This is a genomic window from Shewanella olleyana, assembly GCF_023283825.1.
Taxonomy (GTDB): domain Bacteria; phylum Pseudomonadota; class Gammaproteobacteria; order Enterobacterales; family Shewanellaceae; genus Shewanella; species Shewanella olleyana.
Genome location: NZ_JAKILD010000067.1, coordinates 1 through 1,687 on the forward strand (window position 1 = coordinate 1; position 1,687 = coordinate 1,687).

Annotated in this window: 1 protein-coding gene; it reads right to left on the reverse strand. The window is 44.6% G+C overall.

Features of this window, described 5'->3' with window-relative positions:
- The coding region (locus L2735_RS19840; RefSeq protein WP_248986310.1) for a VCBS domain-containing protein at positions 1 to 1,687 on the reverse strand (1,687 nt) is incomplete at both ends.

Here is a 1,687-nt window from a genome sequence, read left to right on the forward strand (position 1 = left end):
CGGTATAAACCCAATGACCGAGATTGTTGATACTAAGAGTACCAAACTGACCTTGAATCGACTCTGCTTGAAACTGGTTCTGGCCGTTATCTGCATCGGTAACGGTGAGTGCGCCATCAACTCGAAGCTGGCCAGAATGCACATCTTTATCTTCGGTAAGGCTGGCGGTTGAAGTACCTGCTATCACAGCTTTATCGTCAGTACCGTTAATGGAAACAATCACCTTTTGTGAAGTACCATCGACTGAATGAACTAAAAGGGTTTCGGTTACAGAGTCACCTGATTTAAGTCCTTGAATACTGGCTTGAGCGTTATCAGCAGTGTAAATCCAATGACCTAAATTATTAATTGATAAGGTTCCAAACTGGCCTCGTAAGGATTCAGCTTGGAACTGACTTTGGCCACTATCTGCATCAGAAATAGCCAGTTGTCCATCGGTATGTAGATTGCCACTTCTTAAATTGTAATCTTCTTTTAAGTAGGCAAATGTTGTACTTTCAGGTCCAGGAGTAGTCAAAACGAGATAATTATCAGGTGAAGTGAAAGTGTTACTGATGATAGCTTTGTCATCTGTGCCATTTATCGTCACAGTGATAGCCTGGGAAGTGCCATCAACTGAATGAATTAGCATTGTATCAGTTACTGATTCGCCTGTTTTTAAGCCTTGTATAGCCGTTTGTTCATTGTTGGCCCTGTAGGCCCAATGACCTAAATTATTAATACTTAGAATACCAAACTGGCCTTGAACGGTTTCTGCTTGGAATTGTGACTGCTCACTATCTGGATCGGTTATAGTCAATGCGCCATCTACACGTAACATTCCGGACTGTAGGTCTTTATCTTCGGTGACCGAACCTGAATTTATCCCACCTATTTGAGCACTTTCATTGGTGCCGTGAACCTCTATGGTGACAATTTGTGTGACGGGTTTACCTGAGCTATCTGTTGCTGTGACTTGAAAATGTTCAGTCGCAATATCACCCGCATTTAACCCTAATGTTTTAGTCGATTGATTATCAAGTTGGTAATGCCATTCTCCGGTTGATGGGTCGATAGTCAGTTGGCCGAATTGACCTTGAGACTGAGTAACTCCCCACACACTGATATCGCCTTTATCGGGATCTGTCGCCGTGAGTTTTCCGTTAGCACTATCAATAGTCCCAAGCTCATTAAGGCTGGCTTGATGCAATCCCGATATGACTGGGAGATCATTACTACCTTGGATTTCTATTGCGATGACGGCGGAAACTTTATCGCCATTATTGTCAGTAGCAGTAATGGTGAATTGCTCAGTTTGATGCTCACCTTCATTCAAGGCATCGGTATTGGGGTTACTGTTATCCAGTATGTATTGCCATTGGCCTGTAGTTGGGTTGAGAACCAATTGACCAAATGTTCCTTGAGTATTTTCTGCACCCCAACTGACATTAGATGAGTGCGTTCCTTCAGCTTGAAGCGTGCCACTTGCTGAATTTATTTGCTCATCTTCTTTTAAATTTGGAATTGATGCTTGACTTAAAATCGTGGTTTGCTTTTCGTGAGTGCCAGTGCCAGTGCCAGTGCCAGTGCCAGTGCCAGTGCCAGTGCCAGTGCCAGTGCCAGTGCCAGTGCCAGTGCCAGTGCCAGTGCCAGTGCCAGTGCCAGTGCCAGTGCCAGTGCCAGTGCCAGTGCCAGTGCCAGTGCCAGT